Here is a 24,564-nt window from a genome sequence, read left to right as displayed (position 1 = left end):
GCGGCACGGAACCGCGTCACTTCGGCCGAGCGACGACTCCGAGGTGGTCGTCGTGGAACGGCGCCAGCGGCGTCGTCTCGAGCAGTTCGTACGTCTCTGATAGTTCGTCCGTGACTATCTCGAAGACCCGTTCTGGGTCTGCGGTCACGTCCTCGCTGCGGGCCTTGACCGCCATGAGCAGTCGGCCGTCGTCGCGGAGGAACGATTCGTTCCGGGCGGCCACGCGGGCCTGACCGCGCGTGGCAACGTCCTGAATCAGGACATCGACTGGCTCGACGACGTGGGCGTAGGTCTCTGGCTCGCGGGCGTCCTTGAGCAGCGGAAAGAGGTTCGGACGCGTCTCGGTTACCGACAGCAGGTCACGCACCGGCCGTGGTGCAAACTCCACTGCGTAGGTCGGCCCGGCGAAGTCGGCGACGTGACTGACGGTCGTCCCCGACGCGGCCCCGAGATACAGCACCGTTTCGTCACCGGTTAGCCCAGTCTCCATCCCGAGTTCGAGCATCGCGCCGACTTTCGACCGGTGTGGGTCCCAGCGCCGCCACTCGTCGTCTGTTGGCTCGCCATAGACCGGGTCGCCCCGCGTCGCCAGGCCCGTTTCGCCGTCGATACCGCGTCGCTGGACGCCGTCTGGAAGTGTCATTGCGTATCACGAGCACGGATAGTCTCGATTCGGTCCCGGAGCTCCGCCTCCAGTTCCGGTCGCAAGTCGCCGCTGTAATGGTCGATTCGGGCCGCAATCGTCAACTTCCCGGCGAGGGCACGCGCCGCGGAGCCACGATTGTCCGGTGCGGTGTTGCGGACGTACTCGTGGGTGTAGATGACGCCGTGTTTCGGTGAGGGTGCCCCACCCTGGAGGTGGGCAAACAGCGCATCCTCGGCACCGAGTACCTGCACCGTCCCGCTCGGTTGTTTGGCAAGGTCCTCGAGGCCGCCGGCGAGTGCGACGAGTCGCGCTGCCAGCACTGGCCCGGCCAGCGCGGCGAGATTCGGTGCGACGCTTGGGGTGGTCTGTTCGACGTACCGGCGCAGTTGGGCTGTCTCGTCTGCAAGTTCCCTGACCCGACCCGCAAGGTCGACCACGCGTTCTTCGAGCGGAGTCGTCGGTTCCCGGTCGGCCACGCTCCGGGCGCCCTCGATACCGGCCTGGGCGTCCTCGAAGTGTGTCCCGGCCCACTCGGTGACCCGTTCGGCGAGTTCGTTGGCAGTCGACTCGCAGTCGTCCATCGCACGGACTGCGTGAATCAACTGCTGGTCGTCGCTCAACTCCGCCTCGCGGACGGCCGCTCGTGCGGCGGTCACCGTCGCTTCCTGGAGCCGTTCGTAGTAGGCGTCGGTATCGGACGCGAACCCGCTGTCAACGGCCTCGCCTGGCCAGTCGGCAGGCTCACTCGCGGCCCCCTCCCGGATTGCCGTCGCCGCCGCCTCCTCGTCACCGGCCGGGATACCGGCGAACCAGCCTTCGGTCATACCTGCCGTACCGCTCCCGGCGCGAAAAATGTATGCTCTCGCTCGCCACAATACATAGAAAACTCGTGTGTAGTTTAACTCCCGCTCGTAGTGAAAAGCGTTTTTCTAGGTGCAATTTTTGTACCATGGTAGCGTACACCAACAGTATGGCACAGCGAGAGAAGGTACCCGGGTGGTTGCAGGCGGAGCGAGAGTACGCAGACGAGTTAGAGCGGCGGGGAACGATTCCGGAACTGTTCGAAACCAGTGCCGAGCGACATCTCCACGACGATGCGCAACTGTACAAAGGCGGCATCTACAATCGGTCACTTTCGGGTGTGATTCCCCCGGCAGACCCGGGTACCTACGAGACGCTGAGTTACGGTGAGATGCGCGATATCGTCCGAACGCTCGCGGCTGGCTTCCGGGACCTCGGGCTGGAGGCCGGCGACAGAGTCGGTATCTACGCCAACACCCGGATGGAGTGGGCACAGACCGACTTCGCGTTGCTGGCGGCCGGGTGTGTCGTCACGACCATCTACACCGAATCCTCGCCTTCGCAAATCGAGTATCTGCTCAACGACCCGGGCGCCGACGTGGTCGTCGTCGAAAACGAGGAGCTGCTCGAACGACTGCTCGAAGTCGAAGACAAACTCGACGTCTCCGACATCGTTCTCATCGACAAACCACAGACCCACGGGGACCGCCCAGACGTCCAGACGCTCGCGGACATCTACGAGCGAGGCCAGGAAACCTTCGACCAGGAGACCTACCAGTCGTGGCTCGACGAGCGCGGTCCGGACGACCTCGCCAGCCTCATCTACACTTCGGGGACGACCGGCGAACCGAAAGGGGTCGAGCTGACACACTGGAACTTCCGGTCGAACGTCCACCAGACGCGCCGCCGCATCAACAGTACCGACCGCGAAGACATCTCAATCGGCACAGACACCGTCTCCATCGCGTTCCTCCCGCTGGCCCACGTCTTCGAACGACTCGTCGGCCACTTCCTGATGTTGAGTTCCGGTGCCGCCGTCGGTTACGCCGAACACCCCGACACGCTGAGCGAAGACCTCCAGCTCATCCGACCGACGACCGGCGCGAGCGTCCCGCGCGTGTACGAACGCATCTTCGATACGATGCGCGAACAGGCCGGCGAAGAAGGAATCAAACGGCGCATCTTCGACTGGTCGCTCGACGTCGCCCGCGAGTTCCAGCAGGCCACTGACCCCGGGCCGGTGCTCCGTGCCAAACACGGCCTCGCCGACCGCCTGGTCTACAGCACCGTCAAGGAGAACATCGGCGGCCGAATGCAGTTTATGGTCTCTGGTGGAGGCAGTCTCAGCGAAGACCTCTGTCGGGTGTTCAACGGGATGGGACTGACAGTCATCGAGGGGTACGGCCTGACAGAGACGTCGCCGGTCATCAGCGTCAACCCACCCGACGACATCCGCCCGGGGACGATGGGCGTTCCGCTCGTCGGCGTCGACGTGTACATCGACGAGTCGACAGTCGCGGACAAGGAGTTTACAGGCGCGACGGGTACCGTCGGCGAACTGCTCGTCCGCGGTGACAACGTCTCCGAGGGCTACTGGGAGAAACCCGAGGAGACCGACCGGGCCTTTACGACCGACGTGCCAGAGAGTGCACTGTCAGAGACCGACCCGGACGAGGAGGGTCCCGCCCGCTGGTTCCGGACCGGCGACATCGTCGAACGCACCCACGACGACTTTCTCGTCTTCCGTGAGCGCCTGAAGCAGTTGCTCGTCCTCAGCACGGGCAAAAACGTCGCCCCGGCGTATATCGAGGACCGCTTTGCGACTAACGACCGTATCGACCAGGTGATGGTTATCGGCGACGGCCGGAAGTTCATCAGCGCACTCCTGGTCCCGAACTTCGAGCGACTCCGCCGGTGGGCCGACACGGAAGGAATCGACCTGCCCGACGACCGCGAGGCACTCTGTGAAGACGACCGTGTTCGTGGCTGGGTCCAGGAAGCCGTCGACGAGGTCAACGAAGAACTCAGCAAGACCGAGTCGGTCAAGCAGTTCGAACTGTCTCCCCACGAGTGGACTGCGGAAAACGACCTGTTGACGCCGTCGATGAAGAAAAAGCGACGCAACATCCTCGACGTCTACGCCGACCGCATCGACGAGATGTACGAGGCCGAACCCGAGAAAGTCGACGCCGACGACTGAACGCAACGCCGCGTCAGGCGTAGCCGGTTATCTCGTGTTCGTCGAGCAGGCGGTCCGCATCGTCGACGGAATCTGCAGTTTCACCGCTGTAGCCGACGTCACGGGACCGTCGCTCGAACGCGTTGACGACGACCTGGCTCGTCTCTGCGTCCGTGACCCAAACGACGCGGTCGATACCCATCTCCTCGAGAGTCGCCTGCGCGCGCTCGATGGGTTTCGCCGCCTCCGGAGAGGATGGCTTGAATCCCGAGAGGTCGGTGACGATGTCGAACCCTTCGTCGAGCGTCTTGGCTTTTTCGAGTGTTACGTCAGCGGCCTCGTCGATTTCCTCGGCGTCCATCCGCCCGCTCAGGTCGATGTACAGTCGGTTCGCAAGGGCGTCCGCTTCTATCTCGTAGGCCATACCTGAAGCGACGGGAGCCAGTTTTCTGGAGGTTCGTGCTAACTCGTTAGGTAGATTGAACCGCCAGCAGAAGATTCTTACTGGAGTGTTGAGAGATGCGAACGATGCCGCCATCCGTTCCCTTCATCGACCGTGAGACAGGCGCCCTCGATACCGATCAGATTCTGTCAGAAGCGTACCCACTCACCGGACTCATCGCGTTGTTTGCCGGGCTCGCACTCATCCCGTTCTTGCTGGCAGTGCTGTTTGCGATGAATTCACTGCTCGGGACGCTCTTTGTCATCGTCGCCCAGTTCGTCCTCGCCGTCGGAACTGGTATCGTCCTGATGTACGTCATCGCCCGAGGCATCCAACTGGCCGACGCCTGAGACATCCCGTTTGGCCGGCGAGAACTCAAACGACGACCCGGACGGTCCGTTCCCGGGGGCCATCACACTCGACGAGCAGAATCGACTGCCAGGTGCCAAGGGCGGCCTGCCCGTCTTCGACGGGGAACGTCTCCCCAGGGCCCAACAGGAGCGCCCGGACGTGCGAGTCGGCGTTGCCGTCGAGGTCGTCGTGTTTCCAGCCCTCGTCAGAGACGAGTGTCCCGAGTGCATCTTCGAAGTCCGCCAGCAGACGGGACTCGGCTTCGTTGATGGCGATTGCGGCCGTCGTGTGTTCGACGAACACCGTGGCTGTCCCGCTGGCGTCGTCGGGCAGCACGTGATTCACGCGGTCAGTGACATCGACGACGGAGCGTCGGTCGTCCGTCGAGACGGAAAACTCGACCATACGTCGACTTTGGCCGGCGCCCCTATCAACTGGTTGCCTTCTCGGGAGACACGGGCGACAGTTCGTCCTCGGCATCGACGACATCGACGGCGACCGCCCGGTCTGTCCGTACGCGGTCGAACGTTCTGCGGACCCGCTCGGGGGTCGACTCGGAGACGACACGGACCTCTCTGCTGAGCCCGAACTGGTCGAGCTGGCCGACCACGTCGTCGATGCGCTCGATTGCCGAGGTGGTGACGCGGTCACAGTCTGTCACGTCCGTCACGAGAACGAACTCCCGGTCGAGGACGCGCGCGGCCACGACTGCCGTCCGCTCCAGTCGCGCCAGATTGGCGACAGTCACGTCCCCGGAGAAGGTCATATACATCGTATTCGAGTCGGTGTCCGAGCGGAGTGAGTGCATACGATACGTAGCGGCTCCCGCTACCAAGCTTCGATGCCTAACAGGTTGTGGCCGATCAGGCGAGCCACTCCTCGGGTTTCGTGTCGTAGTCGATGTCCGTCGCCGCGAGATGTTCGACCGTCTCCCAGTCGAGGTCGGACTCGCTAAACTCCATGCCGTCGTAGCTGATGCGTCGCCCACGCTCGGTCGGTTCGGGCTCTCTATCGCGGCGCCGTGCGACTTCGATATCGTGGTCGTCGAACTCCTTGACGATGGTCCGGAGGTGGACCGGTCGCCCCCAGAGTTCGAAGACGCGTTCGAGGGTGTCTTTCGCCTGCTCGATGTCGAGCATGACGCCGTTGTACCGGTGGTCGAGCAGGAGTTCGTTGCGGTTCTGGTAGTTCCCGTCGACGACGACGATGGTCGGCTTCCCGAAGTTCGTAAACTGCAACATCAACTTCTTTTTGACGTCCTCGTGGTCGGTCGAGGTGACCCGATAGTCGTCGGAAGCGCGCATGTACTCGTAGGTGAAGTAGTCGTTGTCGTCGACGAACTCCTGGGTGAGAAATTCATCGAGGAAGGTCACGTCGTTGTGACTCTCCCGGATTTCGCGCATCCGGTCCCAGCCGACGGTGTACTCGACGTCTGCCAGCGCCGCCTCGATGGAGTCGTACTTCGCGTCGTCGAACATGTACCGGGCGGTCCGCTCGAGTTCACTCTGCCCAATCCGCGAGAGAAAGCCCCGATACTGTGGTTTCACCAGCGAGTAGTGCCGTTCTGCCATTCCCTCGTAGGTAAGAATTTTCCAGGGGTACGTCTCGACATCGACCTCGCCGTCGCGAGCGCGTTCGAGGGCGTCCGCGTCGATGCGTGAGTCGGAGGCATCGAGGCTCGCCAGGCTGTCAGGGCGGATACTCGCGATGGCCGCGTCGGGTTCGAGGTGTTCCATGACCGTCTGGAAGTCGACGGTGTCGTGGAAGTTCCGCCAGGTCACGCCGTCGACACGGAGCAGTTTTTCGGCGACGTGGCGGCGGTTCTCGGTGTTCTCGACGTACTCCCACAGTTCCAGGCCGAGACTGTAGGGATTGAGCCCGGGCGAGCCAAGCACCTGACTCATATGGTCGGCGTAGGTGATGAACTCGTCTGTGCCGGCGAAGTTCTCGCCGGCCATCATCAGCGACTCCCAGTATGAGGCCCACCCCTCATTCATTATTTTTGTCATCTTCTGCGGCGCGAAGTAGTACGCTTCGCGGCGCAGCATCTCCAGGACGTCCTTCTGCCAGTCGGCCATCTCGGCTGCCTTCTCGGCGTCGTCGTCGTACTGCTTGCCGTGTTTTCGGAGGAAGCCGAGAACGTCCGGGTCCGGCTGCTCCGGGAAGGTTGGCGCCTCGTCGTCGTCGGCCTGTGCTTCGAGCCACTCGTCGTCGAACACCTGTTTGCGGACCTCCTCCGAGAGGTCGAGGTCACCGAGGTCAGCGTCGAGGTCGTCCGGGTCGATATCGGGGCCGTCCGCGTCGGGCGCGACGGATTCGTACGGACTGTGCTGGTCGATGTTGTCCTCCAGACACAGGATGTGGTCGATCCAGCGTTCGACCTCGCTGCGCCCGATTTCCGGGTCCCGCATGAACTCGTCGATGGCCTCGGCGTGGCGAGCCAGCATCGACGCCGCGTTCGGGTTGTCGGCAAAGAGGCCGAACCACTCGTTGTTGTTGAAGAAGTCGGCGTGGGCTTCGACGTGCGTGATGACGGCCTTCTGGTCGGCGAGCGAGTTCGACACCTGCAAGAAGGCGTGGGCAGGGTTATCGTTGTTGACGATTTCGAAAGCTTTCCCGCCGAGGAACTGCCCTTGCTTTTGCTGGCGGTCGTACTGCATTCCCCAGCGCCAGTGGGGATACCGCTGTTGGAACCCGCCGTAGGCGATGAGTTCGTTCATCTCGGCGTAGTCGACAATCCAGTAGTTGACCGGGTACGGGTTCAAGCCGAGTTTGCGTGCAAGCGCGTTCGCCTCGGTGACGACGTCTTCGAGGCTGTCTGCCACACGCTGCATTTCGAATTCGTCTGTTGTGGTCATGCTTCGTCCTCCGTGCTGAGTATCTCGTAGATTGCGTCGGTCACGTCCTCCGGGCTGGTGACGTAGGCGACGGCGACGTTGTCGCTGTCCCGGAAGTGTCGCTCCACCTCCTCGGCGTGGGTCGCGTTGATGGCGTTGCCCGACGGCTGGGTCTCCACGTACGCGTGGAGGTTCGCCGGAATCTGCTCCATCAGCGGGACCACGTTCTCCTCGGTGTCGTTACTGGAGTTCTCGCTGTCCCCGGCGGCGAAGACATACCGGTTCCACTCCGCCCAGGGGTACGCCTCCTCTAAACGCTCCATCGCCAGTTCGTACGCCGAGGAGATGCGCGTCCCGCCACCCGAGCGGATGCCGAAGAAGTCCTCGCGTTCGACTTCCCAGGCGTCGGCGTCGTGCGCGATGTAGACGAACTCGGCGTTGTCGTACTTGCCTTGCAGGTACCAGTCGAGCGGCGTGAACGTCCGCTCGACGAGCTCGCGTTTCTTCTGGCGCATACTCCCCGAGACGTCGCGGATGTTGACCACCACGACGTTCTTCTCGCGTTCTTTCTCGATTTCGGGGTAGCGGTAGCGCTCGTCCTCCTGGCGGAAGGGAATCTTGTCGACGCCCTCCCGACGGATGCGCTGGGCCGTCGACTCGCGGTCGACGTTTTCTTCCATCTTCTCGATGCTGTCCCACGTCCCGCGCTCGTCGCGTGGAATCTCCTCGTAGGCGTCTTCTATCCACGCCCGGGAGACCGGGACGTTCTCGCCGCGAGCCCACTCGTATACTTTCGCCGGCCCCCAGCCGTCGACTTTCAGCGCCTCGCGGATGTACTCGCCATCGAAGTCCATCGCCAGCTTTCGCTTGAGCCCCTCCTTGAACAGCCGCTCGAAATCCAGCGTCGACGACGGTCCCGACCGGGTGATGTCGGTGAAATCGCCCTCGACTTCCTCGATGACTTTCTTCCCCTTGGGCTCCAGGTCCAGACCGAGTTCCTCGTCGAGTTCCTGTGCGAACTCTTCGGGGTCCATCTCGTAGTACTCGTGTTCCTCGCCTTCTTCTCCGGGGTCGCCGTCGTCGTCACCCTCGCCCTGCTCTGGCTGTCCGGCATCGACCTGGTCGCCCTCTTCGGCACCCTCACCCTGCCCGACACCGCCCATGTCCTGCTGGGCGTACTCGAAGGCAGGCAGGTCAACGATTTTGATGGGGATTCGGACCGAGTCCGGACGGGACTGGCCCAGGTCGCCGTACTGGATGAACGCAGAGAGGTCCTGTCGGCGCTGCTCGCCGACTTCGCGGTACCGGTCGAGGTCGTCTTTCAGTCCCATTTGTAGCTCACCTGACTCATGACGTGCCGACTCGTGAGTTCGGCAGACGCCGCGCTGTACTCGTACATCTCTTGCATGTTCTCGAGGGTTGCTGCTTTCAGCGACGCCGTCTCCGTGCCGCTCGGTGGGTTGTCCCACTGTGCGGGGTCGAAGTCCTCGTAGGTGCGTCGCACGTCCTCCCAGTCGTGGCTACCAAGCACCGTCTTGATGACGGGAATCTCCTTGGGGTTGACGTCCTCGACGCGGAACGCCTCGTCGCGGTTGTGCCACGCGTGGCGGTTGAGTGCGGTGATTATCTTGTCCGTCCGGAAGTTGCGAACCTGCTCGTGGGGTTTGTCGCCCTCGTAGTCGTCCTCGGTGAACCGCCCCAGGTGTTCGATCTCGAACACCTTCATCGCCAGCAGGTCCGGCTCTTCGTACTCGCCGCGCTCGTTTTCGATTTTCTCGCCCTCGGCCCACGCGTAGACGTGTTCGATGTACTCCTCGACTGTCGCCTCGTCGACGCGCTTGTCCCGCATTATCGCGTCGAGGACGTCCTCCTCCTGTCTGGCGAAGACGTGGTTTTTGACTGCGACGACCCGTTCTTCGAACTCTGCGGCTTCGGTGTTCGAGAACACCGGCGCGTCGGCCAGGTCGTCGGCCATCGCATCGAGGACGTCCTGTGGCATGATGACGCGCTCGACGGGCAGCGATTCGTGAAAGCGGTCTGACTCGACGTGCAGGAGGTCCGCGATGGCGTCCCGGGTGAACGTCACCGGGATGCCGTGGTCGCCGTCGGCGGCGTCCTCGGCGAAGTCGAACTCCTCGATGTCGACGCGCTCGTCGCCCTCCTGCAGGTATCCACGGTCGAACAGCAGTGCCTTGTCGACGAGGTCAAGCCCACCGGGTACGTCGCTTTTGTCCAGTCGCGTGACGACGTTGTACAGTGCCGCCGCCTCGATTGTGTGCGGAGCGAGTTCGCGCTCGTTGACCGTGCCGGCGCTGTCCCGGACGCGGACCGAGAGGGACTCGCGTATCCGGTCCTCTATCTGGTCCCACGTCGAGCCGTCCCAGACGGCCGTCTCGGTTGTCAACTCGCGTCGCAACAACTGGGTCTCGAGCGAGAGATTTGTGAGATACCTAAACTCCCGCTTGTCCAGGCGTCGCTTGAGGGCCTTCAGCGGGTCCTGTCCCTCCCGGTCTGCGTGCTGGTTGAGCTGGGCCTCCAGGTCCGGGTTCGAGATGATGATGAGCTGGGTATCGATGTCCATCCCGATGCCCTTGTCCAGTTTCACGTGGCCCTCGTCGGGGACGTTCAGCAGTTTCTGCAAGAGGTCGGCGTGCTGGGCGGCGTCCTCGACGATGGTCAAGAGACCGTTGCCCTGCGAGAGGACGCCGTCGTAAGAAAAGGCCTGCGGGTTCTTTCGCCCCCGCGAATCCAGTTCCCGGAGCATCCCGGCCATCCAGGAGCCGACCAGCCGCTCTTTGGGCTGGCCGTCGTCCTCGGAGTGTAACACGCCGATGCCGCGACCGATGTCGACGACGTAGTTTTTCACCCGGAGGTGCTGTGGCGAGGTGACCGCCGAGAACAGGTCCTCCTCGCCCTGTCTGCGATACTGCTCTTCGAGGTGGTCGTAGGCCTCCCGGCAGAACGGGTCGAGAGCCCCCTCGACACGGACCGGGATGTGGTCGTTCAGGCGCTCGTTCAGTTCCGCGACGAGGTCTGCGCGCACGTCCGGCGGGAACACCGTCAGCGGGTGCGACTGGACGGGGCTCTCGTACCAGTCGTCCTCATCGGGGACCGTCGCAGAGCCGTACGTCATCCCGCCCGAACTGCCGGCGCCGGCGACGTTCCACTCCACGGTGTAGCGCCGCCCCTGGTCGGTCTTCGAGTACTCCCGGAGGCCGTTTATCAGACAGCGTTTCAGCTCCGATTTGCCGGTCGCCGTCGGGCCGTCCAGCCAGAGAATTTTCTCTTCTTTGCCACGGCCCGCCGCAATCGATCGGAGGTCGTCGACGAATCGGTTGAGTACCTCAGTGTTGCCGAGGATGGCGTGTTCGCCGTCGTTCCACGGGTCGTCGAAGAAGCGATACCGCTGTTTCTCCTCGCCTTCCTCGACGACGGTCCGCGTCCCGGCATCCTCGATGGCCGAGAGCAGGTACTTCGATGCGTGCGCGGCCCGTCCGGGGTGTTCGAACAGCGTCTCGACGTACTCCGCGAGGCTCAACGGTGCCTCGTAGGTCTCGTCGAGCGTCCGGTCGGCCGCCTCGATGAAGTCCTCGCCGCTCACGGGTCTACTCCTCCATCTCGCTCTTTGCGACCTCCGCACCCGCGAACTCGAGCACCTCCTTTGCGCCTTCCTCGGAGTAGCCCTGCTCGATGAGCGCGTCTATCCACTGGTTGCGCTCGTCGTCGTCCATATCGCCACTGGAGACCAGCGCCGAGAAGTTGATGTTGTGTTTCTTGTCTTCCCAGAGTTTGCGTTCCAGGGCGCGGCGAAGGCGGTCGTTGTCCTGCGGGTCGAACGTCTCGCCCTCGCGGGCGCGGCGTGACACCCAGTTTGCCACTTCCTGGCGGAAGTCGTCTTTCCGGTCTTCCGGGAGCTGGAGTTTCTCCTCGACGGAGCGGAGGAACTGTTCGTCCGGTTCCTGTTCGCGGCCGGTAATCTCGTCTTCGACGGTGTCGTCGTCGATGTAGGCCATGACGTGGTCCATGTACTTCTCGCCCTGGCGCTGAATCTCATCGATGTCGTAGGCCAGCGCGTGGCGCACGTCCTCGATGGCTCGTTCTTTGTACTCTTCGCGGACCATCTCCAGGTAGCGGTAGTACCGCTCGAAGTCGTCGGCGTCGATGGAGCCGTGGTTCTCGATGTTCTCCTCTAGGTGGTTGAACGTCGTCAACGGCGAGAGGAACTGCCTATCGCGGTGCATCGAATCCATGATGGCCTCGGCGATTTCGTCGCCGATAAAGCGCGGGGAGACCCCGTCCATCCCCTCTCCGATGTCGGCCTTTTCGGCGGCCTCGTCGCGGAGTTTCTTCACGTCGACGTCCTCGGACTCGTCGATTTCGCCGTTGTAGGCCTTTGCCTTCTGGACCATGTCGACTTTGGTGGCGTCGGGTTCCTCGATGCGCGTGAGGACGCCGAAGAGCCCGGCCATCTCCAGGGTGTGGGGTTCGACGATGATGTCTGGGAGGTCCGCATTCCGGAGCATCTTCTCGTAGATGCGGGCCTCCTCTGAGTACTGGAGGACGTAGGGGAAGTCGATGCGTTTGGTCCGGTCGTTAAACGCCTCCATCTTCTCGTCGCCCTTCTTGTCCCGGTATTCGGGCATGTTCGTCCGGCCGACGATGACCTGGTCGATGTCGATTCGGGGGTTGTTCTTCGGTTTTATCGTCTGCTCCTGGGTGGCGTGTAGGAAGTCATAGAGGAACTCCCGCTGGAGTTTCAGCAGTTCCTCGCCAGAGAAGATACCCCGGTTTGCGTTACAGAACGCACCGGAGTAGTCGAACGCGCGCGGGTCTGACTCACCGTAGACGGCAATCTTCGAGTAGTTGACGTCACCGGTCAGTTCCGTCTCGTCCTGGTTTTTCTTGTCCTTTGGCTCGAAGGTCTCGATTCCTTGGCGTTTGTTCTCGTCGGCGATGAGGCGGATGATTTCGATGTGGTTCTCAAGCACCGCTTCCAGGTCGTCGTCGTAGTGGGCCAGCAGGCGGTCCATGTAGAACTCGCTGGCCGGGTCCAGGGCCTGCTCGTTGCGAATCGTGTACGGTGCATCGAGGCGTTCGTTGATGTCGGCGATGACCTGCTCGCGCTGGTCCTGTGGCAAGAGGACAATCGGGTCCTGGTTCATCGGCGAACGGACCACGTCGTCGGCGGGGTCCTGGTCGGGGATGATGTCACAGAGGTTCGTCCAGCGGAAGGTGTACATTCGGCCGTCGTCGCGGGCGGTGTAATCCTCGAAGTAGCGCCGGACCTGACGGTCGAAGTCGGACTTGCCCGACCCGACAGGGCCAAGCAGGAGTTTGATGCGTTTCTGTGGCCCAAGCCCGCGTGCGCCGGACTTGACCTTGTTGACGAACTCGTGGATTGCCCGGTGGACGACACGGCCGTAGAACGTGTTTTCGCCGTCTTCTATCGGGTCTCCGGCGGCGAGTTCGTACTCGACGACACCGTCGGCCTCGTCGTACTCGGTACCGTAGTAGTCGAACATATCCGCGACCCGCTGGTGGGCGTTTCTGGCAACTTTCGGGTCCTCGTACAGCGTGTCCAGATACCAGTCGAAGGAGTGGGTCTGGCGCAAATCGCCCGGTATCGTGTCACGGTACTCCTGGCTCAACTCCTCGAGAGTCTGCTTGTTACCTGTCATACTATCACGGGACGTTGCTCGGATGGCGCCCGGCAGTGAGACACCGGCGTGCTCCGGGTGGGCCGCGCGCGCGCACCGCATCGAGGTATGTGAACACATACCAATAGCGGCGCCGTACGACGACTTCATCGTCTGCCGTCTTGTCGGAGCAATCACCGATACTATTTATTATAAGAGTTCTACATACTCATAAATCTTGCTTCGGTTCTGGTTTGGGAGCCCAACTGCCAGTAACGAGAACACACCAGGGCAACGGGAACCAGACGATGCCGAAAACTGGGCGTATGTGGTGTTTATATAAGTGCGGTGTGTGGTAGCATCCAACTCTGTCTGGCATCGGGAGACTGATAGCAGTCGGAATCGTACCGCGGGTATGGCACTCGACGGACTCGCCGATGGGTGGGACGTCTGGAGCGACGAACAGACGAAAGTGGTCGTCGCTTACCGGCCGGATGTGTTCAACACTACGGACTTCCCGGCGGCCTGCCTCCCGACTATCTATCTGACCAAGGGCAAACAGAGCCGCCGGCCCGGCCGTGACCGGCCAAGTTCCGACGACGCCTGGTACGTCACGCTCTATCTCGAGCCGGAAATCGACGCGGGCAAGGAGTCCTTCGACAGCAAACCGGCCGCTCACGACTACGTCGCCGACGTGAGCAGACAGTTCGCCGACGGCGAGATAGACTATCGCGACCTCTATCAGGTCCCCCGGCCCGACTATTTGGAGAAACTGGACGAACTCACCGGCGAGTAACGACCGCCCCACTCTTTCTCGGGGCCACGGCGCGGGACTTAATCCATCAGCGGGACAACGTCACTGTAATGACCACCGTCACGCTCATCGGGACGCGCCTGGCCGACCCTGGGACCGAATTCGTCTACCAGGGCGAATCGAGCGCCTGCGAGGGCTGTCCCTACCGCGACCAGTGTCTCAATCTCACCGAAGGTCGCAAATACGAAGTCACAGCGGTCCGCGAGGGCGCGAGCACGCTCGAGTGTGCAGTTCACGACACCGGCGTCACTGCAGTGGAGGTCCAGCCCGCACCGATAGCCGCCAACGTCGCCTCGAACAGTGCCTTCTCGGGCAGTGTCGTCTCCCTGGAAGGGTCCTGTCCACACACTGACTGCCCGAGCCACGAGTACTGCGAGCCGGCCGGCGCCGACTTCGACGAGGAGTATCGCATCGAGAGTGTCGTCGGCGACCCGCCTCACGACTACTGTATGCTCGACCGGGACCTGACGCTTGTCGAGTTCGAACCGCCAGAGGACGCCTGACGAAAAGAACAGTACCGGCCGACTCACAGACCCGCGTTGACCCGTCGCGTCCGATTCAGGGCAGTGTCCCAACGTGGTCTGCTGCGTAGCCGAAGACGTGTTCGTACCCTTCGGGGGACATCAACACCGGGTAGAAGTCCTGCTCGGCGACGATGTCGACGCCGTCGGCGGCGGCAAAGGGGGTCCCGGCGGCCACCGGCTCGAAGTTCGAGGCGTACACCTCGTACTCCGTGGCGACGTCTTTCGGGACCTGCTCGCGGAGTTCGAACACCGGCAGGCCGTCTTTGGCCGGGCGCTCTGCGTCGGGGAGTGCGCCGACGGCACCGAGAAACTCGTGGGCAACCAGCGCCGCGTTCGCCGCGGCCTGGTCGGATTGCTGGTAGCCACACTCGACTTCGATAGTCTGTGGAATCGCCTCGAAGAGCCGGCCCTCGGTGTGTTCGCCAGCATCGACCACCGCATCGACGCTCAGACGCGGACAGACGTTGCGCGCGTAGTCGGTCAGGTTCTCGACGATAGCGAACATGCCGCGATACGACTGCGTCGAGTGCAAGGAGAGTGTCGTCAGGTCGCCAAACCGGGACGCAATCTCGGCGGCGAGCCGGCTCTCGTGGGTCTCCCCGTCGGGGTCGCCCGGAAACACACGATTCAGGTCCTCGTCGACGTAGCGGGTGCCCGCTTCGAGCGCGCGCTCGTTTGCCACGACGAGTGCAACCGGTCGCTCGACCGGCGGCGCTTCTGCTGCGAGTTCGTCGACGGCTTGGACCCCACAGGGTTCGTCGCCGTGAATCCCGCCGATTATTGCTAGCTCTGGCTCGCCCGTTCCAAGCTGCTCGACGCGCATCTATCTGTTACCTACCACGCTCGTGGCTATGTGTGCATTGCGGTTTCCGCGAGATTGGGTGCATCTCGCTCGTGTTCCGGTCGTTCGGGCGGTCACGTTCTCCCGCACAGGTGACCAGCGGTCGAGCGTGGACGGACCGACAAAACAGGTCACGGGCTCTGGTCGAGGACGGAATCCTCGGAATCGGTAAAGACAATCAGGGCCGTCAGCTCCTCGTCGATGTCGAAGAAGTCGTGTTCGACGCCCTGCTCGACGTAGACGACATCGCCTTCCTCGATGGGGTACGTCTCGTCACCGACCGCAGCCATCCCGGACCCAGAGATGACAAAGTAGAGTTCGTCCTCTTTGTGGGGGTGTTTGGGTTCGGGGTTGGGGTAGCGCCCGAGTTCGACACTCATCGAGTCCTCGCTGAGTACTTCGGTGTAGTTTTCGTCGTCCTGTTCGAGCTGTGCTATCAAGTCCGCCGTCGAAACGTGACTCATCTCTTATCCTCTCTACCGGCTCCACGTCCGATGAAGACTTCGGTCCGCCAGGCGCTGGCGTCGGTCACGGGCACAGAGCCGTGCGACCACTCGCTTGCGGTCACTCGAGGCTGTCAGCGTATTCGTAGTCCGCTGGGATCGCGTCCGGTCGCTCCCCGTCGAGTTCGATGTGCCACCCATCCAGTACCGCGGGGTCCGAAAGAGCGTTCGTGAGCGTGGTCCGCACGTCGAGCACGTCGACGCCGTAGTAGTCTGATGGCGTGTCGCTGAGATACTGCAAGGCGGTGCGGAACAGACTCCGCATGCCGTCGTCGTTCTCGAAATCGAAGTGCTTGTACGCGCCTGCCGCGACCTGGACCATCCCGTGCAGGAACGCACTTTCCGTGGTGCCCCGGCCGTAGTTGTACCACTCGTCCTCGAAACAGTCGTGGGATTCGTGAAAGTCCCCGGCGTTGTACAGTCGGACACCGTGCACGACGGCCTGCCGGAGTGTCCCGTGCGCCCAGCCATTTGACTCCGGGCGGTCTGCTTGCCACCCGGTCGGGTTCCCCGACACTGGCGGCCCGACGTCGTTGTCCTGCGTGTGGTCGGTCATAGATGTCTGGCGGGTCGATCGTCCCTACCAGCCCCATCGACGCCCAGCCCGGTAACTCCGTCGCCGACCGGGGCGACAAACAAACGATTTATTCGCCAGCGTGCGGGAGTCGGGTGTATGAACACGGCCGACCGGCTCGACCTCGTCACACGCCACACACAGGAGGTCGTCACGGACGAAGAACTCGCAGAACTGCTCGAAGAGGACTCGCCGTCGGCCTACATCGGCTATGCCCCGACCGGCGAGATGCACATCGGCCACTTCACGACGATGCGCAAACTGGCGGACTTCCTCCAGGCCGGCGTCGACGTGACCGTTCTCATCGCAGACCTGCACGCCCACCTCGACGACGAAAAGAGTCCCTTCGACCTGCTCGATGCCCGCTCGGCGTACTACGAAGAGGCCATCGAGGGGATGATAGAGGCCGCCGGCGCGGACCCCGACGACATCGACTTCGTCCGCGGGACGGACTTCCAGCTCGGCGAGGAGTACACGCTGGAGATGTACCGCATGGCCGCCGAGACGACCATCTCGCGGACCCAGCGCGCGGCAAGCGAGGTCGTCCGCGAGAGCGAAAGTCCCAACCTCGGCGGACTCATCTACCCGCTGATGCAGAACCTCGACGTCAAATCGCTGGACGCGGACATCGCCTACGGCGGCATCGACCAGCGCGGCATCTACATGCTCGGGCGCGAGATGCTCCCGAACCACGGCGGCGAGTCCCCGGTCTGTCTGTTCGCCCCACTACTAGCAGGACTCTCGGGTGGCAAGATGAGCGCCTCCGAGGAGTCCTCGAAGGTCAACCTCACCGACTCGCCTGACGAAGTCGCGGACAAAATCAACGACGCGTACTGTCCGATGGGCGAGGCCGAGGACAACGGCGTCCTCGAGTACATGGAGTATCTCGTCTTCCCGATTCTCGACGAGCGCGGCGAAGACTTCGTCGTCGAACGGCCCGACGAGTACGGTGGCGACCTCGTCTACGAGTCCTACGACGAACTCGAAGCTGATTTCGTCAGTGAGGACCTCCACCCTGCGGACCTCAAAGGCGCCGCCGGCGAGTACGTCTCCGAGGTCATCGACCCGATTCGCGAGCGGCTGAACGACCAGCCGGACCTGCTCGCAGAAGCCTACCCCGAGAAGTACGGGGACGAGTAGATGACCGACGGCGACGATGGAGCCGGCGACCATCGCTCGCCGACCCGTATCCGCGAGGTGTACGACGACATCGCCGACCACTTCTCGAAGACTCGCGAGTACGCCTGGCCCGAAGTCGAGGAGTTTCTCGCCGACGCCAGCGGCGAGCGTGGTCTCGACGTGGGCTGTGGTAACGGCCGCCACACGGAACTGCTCGCAGCGCACGTCGACCGTGCCGTCGGCGCCGACGTGAGTCGCGGACTCCTCACCAGCGCACGCGACCGGATGGAAGACCGCGACTGGCGCGGTGCACTGGTGCAGGGAGACGCCGCCGCGCTGCCGTTCGCTACCGACACCTTCGACGTGGGCATCTACGTTGCCACGCTCCATCACCTCCCGACTCGGGAGCGTCGCCGGCGGAGTTTAGACGAACTCGCGCGTGTGCTCTGCGATGGCGGTCGCGCACTCGTGAGCGCGTGGAGTACGGCCCACGACCGCTTCGACGCGCCGGCGGATGCGGAGACCGGGTTCGACACCACCGTCGACTGGACGCTGCCGGGCGGCGAGACGGTGCCGCGGTTCTATCATATCTACGCGCCAGCTGAATTCGAGGCAGACCTCGAATCGAGTGCCCTCACCGTCGCGAGCGTCCGGATTTCGAGCGGCAACTGTTATGCCGATGTCCGCGCCTGAAAGGAAAACGGTCTTAATGACCCCTCTGCAACTGTGAGGTAAGCGCGCCGGTGGTGAGCAATCACGGAGTGATTGCGAGCCTCGGCGCGAACGCAGTGAGCGCCGGTGTCTCACCGAACGAAGTGAGGTGAGGCTCGGCGCGCGAGCGAACGAAGTGAGCGATGCGCGCCGGTGGTCTAGTGGTAGGACCTGAGCCTTCCAAGCTCATGGCCCGGGTTCAAATCCCGGCCGGCGCATTTCTGTTGCGAACGAAGTGAGCAACGAAATCGCCAGAGGGATTTGAACCCTACCAGTCGCGCGCAACGAAGTGAGCACGTCTGGTTTCGGTTCAAAATCCCGGCCGGCGCACTTCCTTCGGTCGTTTGCCGGCCGACCCTCGCAAACGCGACGCGTTTGCTCAGTCCCGGCCGGCGCATTATTGTCTCCGAATTCGAGAGAGGGCCACGAAATGACCGACAGGTCCCGGTCCGGGATTGACGTTTTCAGATTTGATGCTGTAGCCGGGAACGTTTTTACCCAGGTCTGTCAATAGAGAGGAAAGAATGTGTAGGGACGACAAGACGATTCAGGTTCTCCACGTCGAGGACGAACCGGCAATCGCGGAGCTGACCGTCGAGATGCTGGAGCGGGAAATCGAGCAGTGCAGCGTCGAGACAGCACCGACTGCCAGCGACGGACTCGACGTGGTTGCCGAGGAGTCGGTCGACTGCATCGTGAGCGACTACCAGATGCCGGGGAAAAACGGCATCGAGTTTCTCGAGACGCTTCGCGAGCGGGGAGCGGAGGTCCCATTTATTCTCTTTACTGGCGAGGGGAGCGAGCGGGTCGCCAGTAGGGCAATCTCTGCGGGGGCGACCGACTATCTCCAGAAGGGCGGCGGCACGGAAAAGTACGAACTACTCGCACACCGGATCGAGAACGCGGTCACACACGCCCGCGCCGAGCGTGAGCAGCAACGGCGACTCGATGCCATCGAAACAGCAAGCGACGGCATCAGCATTCTCGACCCAGAGGGCAACTACATCTACGTGAACGAGGCGTATGCGGATATTTTCGACTACGAGCCCGACGAACTGGTCGGCGAGTCCAAGGCGATCACCTACCACGACGATGTCGCTATTCGCGAGGACATACTCCCTAAGGTGCGCGAACAGGGGTGTATCGAAGAAGAGGCCACCGGAGAACGGGCGGACGGCGGGACCGTCCCGATAAAGTACTCGCTTGCGACGACGGCCGCCGACGAGTTCGTCTGTACGGTTCGTGACCTGAGCGAGCACCGGGCATACGAACAGGAACGCGATGCGACGGCCACAGTATTAGAGACAGTTGTCGAGCACCTGCCAATGGGTGTCCTCTGTGAGGACGCCGACCGGACTATCCGCCACGCCAACGACAGACTGTGTGAGATACTCGAGATTCCCGCCTCCGGAGATGACCTCGTCGAGCGCGACTGTGCCACCGCCGCGACTGAGATGACCGACCTGTTTGCCGACCCCGACGCGTTCGTCGCAGGCATCGAACAGCGAATCAACGACAGAGAGCCAGTCTACGAGGAGGAACTCGAACTGGCTGATGGACGGACGCTCGAACGCGACTACATCCCCTACACGCTTCCAGACGGGCCTGCGAACCTCTGGCTGTATCGGGACGTGACAGCCCAGAGAGCCCGCGAGCAAAAGAGACGGCAGAATCACCGCCGGTTCGAGGCTGTCTTCGAGAGTCCGGAGTCGTTCCTGGCTGTGCTGGACACCGACGGCCGGGTGCAGTCGGTCAACGAGACGGCACTGGAGTTTGTCGAGGTCGACCTCGAGACGGTCGCCGGAGAGCCGTTCTGGACGACGCCGTGGTGGACCCATTCGGAGTCGCTCCAGGCGGAGTTGCGCGAGTGGATCGACCAGGCAGCCAACGGTGACCACATCCGGTACGAGGCGTTCCACTACGCACCGGACGGGGAGAGAGTCACCGCGGATGGTGTCATCCGTCCGGTGACCGACGAGGCGGGAGAAGTCGTCTCGCTGGTCGCAGAGGCCCGAGACATCACCGACCGCAAGCAGCGAAAGCAGGCACTGGAGCGACAGAACGAGCGCCTCGAAGAGTTCACCAGCGTCGTCTCCCACGACCTCCGGAATCCGCTGAACGTCGCCAGTTCCAGGTTAGAGCTTGCCAGCGACGAGTGCGAAAATGAACACCTCGAACACATCTCGAATGCACTCGACCGGATGGAAACGCTCATCGACGACCTGCTCACGCTGGCCCGAGAAGGGCGGGAAGTGCGACAAACCACGGCCGTCTCACTCGCCGAGACAGTCACCGACTGCTGGCAGAACGTCGAGACCGCAGACGGGGAGTTGCGAATCGAGACCGACCAGACACTGCAGGCAAACCAGGGGCGATTGCGGCAGTTGCTGGCGAATCTGCTCAGAAACGCAATCGACCACGGCGGCGAGGACGTGACTGTGACAGTCGGGACGACCGACGACGGCTTTTACGTCGCAGACGATGGCCCGGGAATCCCCGAAGGTGAGCGCGACGACGTGTTCGAGACAGGGTACTCGACCGCAGACGGCGGGACCGGGTTCGGACTGAACATCGTCAAGACGATAGCGACCGCTCACGGGTGGCACAGCCGTGTCACCGACAGTGCTGCTGGCGGCGCTCGCTTCGAGTTTACCGGCGTCGAGTTCGGCGAGTGAACACGTCGAGCGCGGCCTACGGTTCGATGTCTTCCCAGGTATCGGACGTGATGTACACGTCGGGGCGGTCGGGATTGTAGAGCCGGTTCCCGTCCCGTTTGGCATCGGCGCCGACGGTTGCGGGCAGATACTGGCCGACCGACGACTCGCCCGGCGTGTCCGTCCGGTCTGTCGACGACTGTGGTTTCTCCAGTCGGCGCTGGCCGGCGACGCGGATTGCGCCGTTCTGACGATCTGGCGGCCGGTCTTGGGTCGACGATTCCTCGCCAGTGCCACTGAACCGTTTGCGGAGAGCCAGGAGTCGTTGCCCGACCGACTCGACCCACGACCGCAGGCGCGCTTGCACACCCGAGCGCCGGGACCGTGACGGCTCCGCGCTCTCACGGTCCCCGTCTCGGCCCCCTTCCACGGGTGTGAGACTCATACCCACAATTGAGACTGCGTCCACTAAATCGTTGTGACCGGTAGCGTCGTTCGAACCGTTTCGTCGCTTCGCCGGACCGACGTACCTGGAAGAAATTCGAGTCGAAGTCTCCGCCTGACGGCACCTGACCGCTTGCTCTACAGTTCGATGCGCTCGACAATCCGGTCGCCGGGTTCGTTCGTGTTGAGCGCGACGATGCGGACGAGGTCTTCGAGGCCCGAGTCGCGGAGTTTCGCCTGGAGGAGGTTGTCCACCTGGTAGACACCGGCGGCGTTGTTCATCTCGATTTCCACCTGGACGGGAACGTCGTCGCCGGGGCCGAGTGACACCCGTTCGATTGCCTGACTGGAGACGGTGTTGATGCCGCGGCCGCCGCGTTCGTACGGAATCCGCGAGCGCCCGCGCTCCATGTCCAGCGCGTCTGCGACCCGAACGACGCCGGCTTCGAGCGTGAGCGGGACCTCCTCAGTGTGGTGACAGAGGATGGCGTGCAGAATCTCGCCTTTGACCCGGACCTGGTCGGCAGTGTCGTAAAACTCGGGGAGGAGTCGGTCGAGTACGTCCGCTGCGAGTGGAATCGAGTAGTACGGATGGTCGTCCCGGTGGACGACGTGACCGATGTCATGGAGGATGGCCGCCAGTCCGATGATGACCGGCTCGTCGGCCTCGCTCAGTCCCTGGTCGGTTGCCCCATTGAACTCAGCGCTACCGGCTTTGAGGAGGTCGTAGAGACACAGCGCCCGGTTGCGGACGATGCTGATGTGTTTGGTCCCGTGGTCGTTGTACTTCTTGCGCGCGACCGGGTTGACGTTCTGTGCCTCCAGATACGCCGTTATCTCCTCGTCGTCGTCGACGACGGCAAGGACGCTGTTTAAACGCTCGTCTGGAAACGAGTGGTCGTCATCGGGGTCGTAGACCCGCCAGTCGCCCTCCTCGCCCGGGACGGTCGAGTCGTCGCTCATAGTTGCTACCCACGGGACGGGCCGTGAAAAGGACTCCCCGCTCAGGCTGCGGCTTCGACTGCGGCCTCGACTTCGTCGTAGTCCGGTTCGACGCCGGGGTCGTCGCTGACCCAGGAGTACGAGATTGTGCCGTCACTGTCGACGACGAAGACCGAGCGCTTTGCGACGCCGTTGACACCGAGGTCGTCGAAGTTCATCGAGATGCCGTACTCGTCGATGACCTGCTTGTCGGAGTCGCTGACGAGGTCGAACTGCAGACCCAACTGGTCGCGGAACTCGTTTTGGGCAAACGGGGAGTCGACGCTGACGCCGTACACGGAAGCGCCGAGGTCCGCGAAGTTCTCCAGTCGATGCTGGAACTCGTTCATCTCGTGGCTGCACACACTCGTGAACGCGCCGGGGAAGAAGGCAAGGACGACCGGACCGTCGTCCAGTGCCTCCGAGAGTGAAAATTCGCCAACGTCGCCGTTTGCAAGCGGTGCCGTGAAGTCGGGTGCGCTGTCGCCTTCGGATACCATACCCCTGATACGACTGGCTGGATAAAGATGTTTCCGACTCAAGGTGAGTCTACTGGCGGCCGGGGGCGAGGGCTACCACCACGAACACGGCCCTTCGAGTCGATGCGGAACAGACCCGCCGTCAGACACCGTTCGAGTCCGGTTCGGGAGACTGGTCGGTCCAAAAAGACTATAATCGGCAGTTGGCAAGAAGAGAGTAGCAATGGTAGAAACAATGGTTCCCCTGTTCGGACCGGTTCCGGGGGGGATGGAGATGGTCGTCATCCTGCTGATAGCGGTGTTGCTGTTCGGGGCGAACAAGATTCCCAAGCTCGCGCGGTCGACGGGCGAGGCGATGGGCGAGTTCAAAAAGGGGCGCCAGGAAGTCGAGCAGGAACTGGAAGACCTCCAGGAGAGCGAAGCCGAAGGGTCGAGTGAGGAATCCACCGCGGACAGTGCGAGTGACGAGGACATCGAGTACATGGACACCGACTCCATCGACTCGGAAACGACTGACAACTGAGGCCGGTCGTTCACCGCCCGGCAGCGACTGCGCTATCACCGCTGATACCGGTGGCCGAACTGTTATACTCTCTCCGTGTCCACTCGAACATAGCACCGCTAACTGCGGGATAGAGATACATGCCACTACTCGTAGACGTACGCCAGTTGGCCGTCATCAACGAGCTCATCAAGGACGGAGCGAGCAACGTCGCGTCGTCGTTTGGAACCCTCGCCGGCGTCGAGACGACCATCGACATCCAGTCGCTGGCTTTCGTCGACCCGGGCGACCTCTCGGACGAAATCGGCGCCGAAGAGGTCTATGCCGCGACAATCGACCTGACGGAGCCGCCGTATGGCTCGTTTATGCTGACCTTCTCCGACGATACGGCAGCAGCCGTCGCCGAACTGGTCGCGGGCGCACCCGTCGAGGGGGAACTCACATCGATGCAGGAGAGTGCCCTCCAAGAGATGTGTAACATCTGTACCTCCGGGTTCATCGACGGCTTTGCCAACACCCTGGATACGACCATCAACATGGGGACGCCAGCGCTCGAACACACCGCCGGACAGGCCATCGTCGACGACCAGCTCTCGCACGTCCGTGATGAGAGTATCGCTATCGTCCTCGACTCGACGGTGTGTGTCCCCGAGCGCAACAGGGAACTCGAACTGCACGTCTATCTCGTGCCGGCCCCCGGCGCGTTCGTCAACCTGCTCGACAACATCGACCTTGACGCGTTCGAACAGGAGTCAATGAGCGAAATTCCAGGGTGACGAATCGGAGCGGGCGCGTCGACGCGCGCTCTCGAGCTCACGGTAGCCGAAAGCACTAACCCACTCTGTCCGATACCACCGACCAATGCCCATACTCGTCGACATCCGGAAGCTCACAATCATCGGGAAACTCATCCAGCACGGGGCGAAAAACGTCGCCTCGTCACTGTCGACGATGGCCGGCATCGAAGCCGACGTAAAAATCAAGAGCCTCTCTTTCGTCCAGCCCAGTGACATCGCGACGGAGATGGGCGACGGTGAGATGTACCACGCAAGTATCCGACTCACCGAACCGCCGTACGGCGTCTTCGTGATGACCTTCGACGACCAGACGGCAGCGACAATCGCCGAGGAGATGACCGGACAGCCAGTCGAGGGCGAGCTGAACCAGATGCACGAGAGTGCCCTTCAGGAGATCTGTAACATCCTCACGTCCGGGTTCATCGATGGCATCGCGAACACGCTGGAGACGACCATCGACATGCAAACGCCGACCCTGGAACGGGACAGCACCGAAACGATAGCAGAAGAGACCGTCTCGCACGTCCAGATGGACTCGCTGTCTATCGTGCTCGATTCGCTCGTGGACCTGGCAGACGAGGACACCGAGTTCAAACTCCACATCTTTCTGATTCCCGACCCGGGGTCGTTCGTCAACATCATCGACAAACTCGATATCGAGGAGATACGCGAGAAAGATAGCCTCTCTGACGTGCACGACAGAGAAAGCGCATTTTGAAGGTGCTCGCG

25 protein-coding genes and 1 tRNA gene are annotated in these 24,564 nt (G+C 62.6%); 11 read left to right on the top strand and 15 right to left on the bottom strand.

The window, feature by feature from the left end; all coding sequences use genetic code 11:
- Positions 1-16 precede the first annotated feature (16 nt).
- Both QYL91_RS10515 and QYL91_RS10510 read right to left on the bottom strand, forming a co-directional pair.
- A complete protein-coding gene (locus QYL91_RS10515) occupies positions 17-643 on the bottom strand; it encodes a fibrillarin-like rRNA/tRNA 2'-O-methyltransferase (RefSeq protein ID WP_302080455.1) in 627 nt (208 codons plus the stop codon).
- A complete protein-coding gene (locus QYL91_RS10510) occupies positions 640-1,470 on the bottom strand; it encodes an NOP5/NOP56 family protein (RefSeq protein WP_302080454.1) in 831 nt (276 codons plus the stop codon). Before QYL91_RS10510 ends, QYL91_RS10515 begins: the two co-directional genes overlap by 4 nt.
- Before the next feature lie 146 nt (positions 1,471-1,616).
- On the opposite strand from QYL91_RS10510, the gene QYL91_RS10505 reads away from it, so the two are divergent.
- Positions 1,617-3,647, top strand: a complete 2,031-nt coding sequence (locus QYL91_RS10505; RefSeq protein WP_302080453.1) for an AMP-dependent synthetase/ligase — start codon at positions 1,617-1,619, stop codon at positions 3,645-3,647.
- A 13-nt stretch (positions 3,648-3,660) separates the two neighbouring features.
- Here QYL91_RS10505 and QYL91_RS10500 read toward each other — a convergent pair whose 3' ends face one another.
- Positions 3,661-4,050 carry a hypothetical protein gene (locus QYL91_RS10500; RefSeq protein WP_302080452.1) on the bottom strand — a complete coding sequence of 130 codons (390 nt, stop codon included), beginning with the start codon at positions 4,048-4,050 and terminating at the stop codon, positions 3,661-3,663.
- A 104-nt stretch (positions 4,051-4,154) separates the two neighbouring features.
- Between QYL91_RS10500 and QYL91_RS10495 the strand changes: the two genes are divergently transcribed.
- Positions 4,155-4,418: a hypothetical protein gene (locus QYL91_RS10495; protein WP_302080451.1), complete on the top strand. Its 264-nt coding sequence runs from the start codon at positions 4,155-4,157 to the stop codon at positions 4,416-4,418.
- A gap of 25 nt (positions 4,419-4,443) precedes the next feature.
- On the opposite strand, the gene QYL91_RS10490 is transcribed toward QYL91_RS10495, so the two are convergent.
- From QYL91_RS10490 to QYL91_RS10465, 6 genes are read right to left on the bottom strand one after another with little or no spacing between them, the layout of a single operon-like run.
- A complete protein-coding gene (locus QYL91_RS10490) occupies positions 4,444-4,824 on the bottom strand; it encodes a secondary thiamine-phosphate synthase enzyme YjbQ (protein WP_302080450.1) in 381 nt (126 codons plus the stop codon).
- A 25-nt stretch (positions 4,825-4,849) separates the two neighbouring features.
- The gene (locus QYL91_RS10485; protein ID WP_302080449.1) at positions 4,850-5,227 is read right to left on the bottom strand and encodes a hypothetical protein; all 378 of its coding nucleotides are present in this window, start codon (positions 5,225-5,227) and stop codon (positions 4,850-4,852) included.
- Positions 5,228-5,282: 55 nt separating this feature from the next.
- The gene (locus tag QYL91_RS10480) at positions 5,283-7,277 is read right to left on the bottom strand and encodes a SpoVR family protein (RefSeq protein ID WP_302080448.1); all 1,995 of its coding nucleotides are present in this window, start codon (positions 7,275-7,277) and stop codon (positions 5,283-5,285) included.
- Complete coding sequence (locus tag QYL91_RS10475) at positions 7,274-8,587, bottom strand: YeaH/YhbH family protein (protein WP_302080447.1); 1,314 nt, start codon at positions 8,585-8,587, stop codon at positions 7,274-7,276. Before QYL91_RS10475 ends, QYL91_RS10480 begins: the two co-directional genes overlap by 4 nt.
- Complete coding sequence (locus QYL91_RS10470) at positions 8,578-10,857, bottom strand: PrkA family serine protein kinase (RefSeq protein WP_302080446.1); 2,280 nt, start codon at positions 10,855-10,857, stop codon at positions 8,578-8,580. Before QYL91_RS10470 ends, QYL91_RS10475 begins: the two co-directional genes overlap by 10 nt.
- Before the next feature lie 4 nt (positions 10,858-10,861).
- Positions 10,862-12,934: a PrkA family serine protein kinase gene (locus QYL91_RS10465; protein ID WP_302080445.1), complete on the bottom strand. Its 2,073-nt coding sequence runs from the start codon at positions 12,932-12,934 to the stop codon at positions 10,862-10,864.
- A gap of 373 nt (positions 12,935-13,307) precedes the next feature.
- Here QYL91_RS10465 and QYL91_RS10460 point away from each other — a divergent pair, with 373 nt between their 5' ends.
- On the top strand, positions 13,308-13,688 hold the full coding sequence (locus tag QYL91_RS10460) for a DUF5820 family protein (protein ID WP_302080444.1): 381 nt from the start codon (positions 13,308-13,310) through the stop codon (positions 13,686-13,688).
- Between the two features lie 68 nt (positions 13,689-13,756).
- Complete coding sequence (locus QYL91_RS10455) at positions 13,757-14,209, top strand: UPF0179 family protein (RefSeq protein WP_302080443.1); 453 nt, start codon at positions 13,757-13,759, stop codon at positions 14,207-14,209.
- Positions 14,210-14,264: 55 nt separating this feature from the next.
- Here the strand turns inward: QYL91_RS10455 and QYL91_RS10450 are convergent, their stop codons facing one another.
- The 3 genes from QYL91_RS10450 to QYL91_RS10440 form a co-directional block, all read right to left on the bottom strand.
- Entirely contained in the window at positions 14,265-15,053 is a 789-nt protein-coding gene (locus QYL91_RS10450; RefSeq protein WP_302080442.1) for a M14 family metallopeptidase, read from the bottom strand.
- A 149-nt stretch (positions 15,054-15,202) separates the two neighbouring features.
- The gene (locus QYL91_RS10445; protein ID WP_302080441.1) at positions 15,203-15,535 is read right to left on the bottom strand and encodes a cupin domain-containing protein; all 333 of its coding nucleotides are present in this window, start codon (positions 15,533-15,535) and stop codon (positions 15,203-15,205) included.
- Between the two features lie 100 nt (positions 15,536-15,635).
- Positions 15,636-16,130, bottom strand: a complete 495-nt coding sequence (locus QYL91_RS10440) for a DUF309 domain-containing protein (RefSeq protein ID WP_302080440.1) — start codon at positions 16,128-16,130, stop codon at positions 15,636-15,638.
- A 117-nt stretch (positions 16,131-16,247) separates the two neighbouring features.
- Here QYL91_RS10440 and QYL91_RS10435 point away from each other — a divergent pair, with 117 nt between their 5' ends.
- The 4 genes from QYL91_RS10435 (at position 16,248) to QYL91_RS10420 (ending at position 20,653) form a co-directional block, all read left to right on the top strand.
- Entirely contained in the window at positions 16,248-17,288 is a 1,041-nt protein-coding gene (locus tag QYL91_RS10435; protein ID WP_302080439.1) for a tyrosine--tRNA ligase, read from the top strand.
- Positions 17,289-17,960 carry a class I SAM-dependent methyltransferase gene (locus QYL91_RS10430; RefSeq protein WP_302080438.1) on the top strand — a complete coding sequence of 224 codons (672 nt, stop codon included), beginning with the start codon at positions 17,289-17,291 and terminating at the stop codon, positions 17,958-17,960.
- A 165-nt stretch (positions 17,961-18,125) separates the two neighbouring features.
- Positions 18,126-18,196: transfer RNA gene (locus tag QYL91_RS10425), tRNA-Gly, on the top strand.
- A gap of 306 nt (positions 18,197-18,502) precedes the next feature.
- Positions 18,503-20,653 (top strand): PAS domain S-box protein, encoded by a 2,151-nt coding sequence (locus tag QYL91_RS10420; protein ID WP_302080437.1) that lies wholly within the window; start codon positions 18,503-18,505, stop codon positions 20,651-20,653.
- A gap of 16 nt (positions 20,654-20,669) precedes the next feature.
- Here QYL91_RS10420 and QYL91_RS10415 read toward each other — a convergent pair whose 3' ends face one another.
- The 3 genes from QYL91_RS10415 to QYL91_RS10405 form a co-directional block, all read right to left on the bottom strand.
- Positions 20,670-21,077 (bottom strand): hypothetical protein, encoded by a 408-nt coding sequence (locus QYL91_RS10415; RefSeq protein ID WP_302080436.1) that lies wholly within the window; start codon positions 21,075-21,077, stop codon positions 20,670-20,672.
- A 137-nt stretch (positions 21,078-21,214) separates the two neighbouring features.
- Positions 21,215-22,039, bottom strand: a complete 825-nt coding sequence (locus QYL91_RS10410) for an HD domain-containing protein (RefSeq protein ID WP_302080435.1) — start codon at positions 22,037-22,039, stop codon at positions 21,215-21,217.
- Positions 22,040-22,080: 41 nt separating this feature from the next.
- Positions 22,081-22,557 carry a redoxin domain-containing protein gene (locus tag QYL91_RS10405; RefSeq protein ID WP_302080434.1) on the bottom strand — a complete coding sequence of 159 codons (477 nt, stop codon included), beginning with the start codon at positions 22,555-22,557 and terminating at the stop codon, positions 22,081-22,083.
- Positions 22,558-22,759: 202 nt separating this feature from the next.
- Here QYL91_RS10405 and QYL91_RS10400 point away from each other — a divergent pair, with 202 nt between their 5' ends.
- The 3 genes from QYL91_RS10400 to QYL91_RS10390 all read left to right on the top strand — a co-directional run bounded on the left by QYL91_RS10400 (position 22,760) and on the right by QYL91_RS10390 (position 24,553).
- Positions 22,760-23,059: a twin-arginine translocase TatA/TatE family subunit gene (locus QYL91_RS10400; RefSeq protein WP_302080433.1), complete on the top strand. Its 300-nt coding sequence runs from the start codon at positions 22,760-22,762 to the stop codon at positions 23,057-23,059.
- A 119-nt stretch (positions 23,060-23,178) separates the two neighbouring features.
- Positions 23,179-23,814 carry a chemotaxis protein CheC gene (locus tag QYL91_RS10395; RefSeq protein WP_302080432.1) on the top strand — a complete coding sequence of 212 codons (636 nt, stop codon included), beginning with the start codon at positions 23,179-23,181 and terminating at the stop codon, positions 23,812-23,814.
- A gap of 85 nt (positions 23,815-23,899) precedes the next feature.
- The gene (locus tag QYL91_RS10390) at positions 23,900-24,553 is read left to right on the top strand and encodes a chemotaxis protein CheC (protein ID WP_302080431.1); all 654 of its coding nucleotides are present in this window, start codon (positions 23,900-23,902) and stop codon (positions 24,551-24,553) included.
- Positions 24,554-24,564: the final 11 nt, after the last annotated feature.

Origin of the sequence: Salinibaculum rarum, assembly GCF_030505615.1 — an archaeon.
GTDB classification, from domain to species: Archaea; Halobacteriota; Halobacteria; order Halobacteriales; family Haloarculaceae; genus Salinibaculum; species Salinibaculum rarum.
Note: the sequence above shows the minus strand (reverse complement) of the source record. Positions and strands in the feature narration are given on the sequence as shown.